This window comes from Mycobacterium sp. DHQP2018-32-09 (assembly GCF_058148405.1).
This window is the reverse complement of sequence record NZ_JBYVYK010000125.1, coordinates 1-570: the sequence shown is the minus strand read 5'-3', so window position 1 is coordinate 570 and position 570 is coordinate 1. Positions and strand designations below refer to the sequence as shown.

The following is a 570-nucleotide window of genomic DNA, read 5'->3' as shown; positions in this document are numbered from 1 at the left end:
GGTTGTCACACCCACACGCCAAACACATGTCATCGACGTTGGTGTGCCCTCCGGCGGCCCAGTCTCGGCGGGCGTGATGAGCCTGGGAGCCATACGCCCCCACGGTGCAGCCGGGTTTGGTGCAGCCCCCGTCGCGGGCGATCAACGCCCACCGCTGCGCCGTACTCGCGCTACGCCGGGTCCGGTAGCAGTCCATGACCTCCCGCGTCGCCCCGTCGAAGACGACCAGACAGCCCGTGGTGTCGCTGCGGGCCGCCATCGCCAACAGGTCCGGGATGGGCATCACCGTGCCGCCGCCGGTGACCGCGATCCCGGCGCGGGCGGCCAGATCGGCCAGTGTGGTCCGCACGATCACCGTGGTCGGCATCCCCGTGAGCGTGCCGAGTTCCTTCTTCCCCAGGGCGGCGCGCAGCACGAACGCCAACGCGTCGTGACGGCGCTGCCCGACCGTGCGGGCATCGGCGTCGATCTGGGCCTGCGACGGCGTCCCCGACACACACGGGACCTCCTGCTCGGGATGGCACATGCCCGGGGCGGCGTACTTGGCCAACAACACCTCCAGCAGCGCCG

At 71.2% G+C, this 570-nt stretch carries 1 protein-coding gene; it reads right to left on the bottom strand.

Annotated elements, in window-relative coordinates; all coding sequences use genetic code 11:
* On the bottom strand, nt 1–570 hold a 570-nt coding region (locus AC30CM_RS26975), incomplete at both ends, for an HNH endonuclease signature motif containing protein (RefSeq protein WP_490119971.1).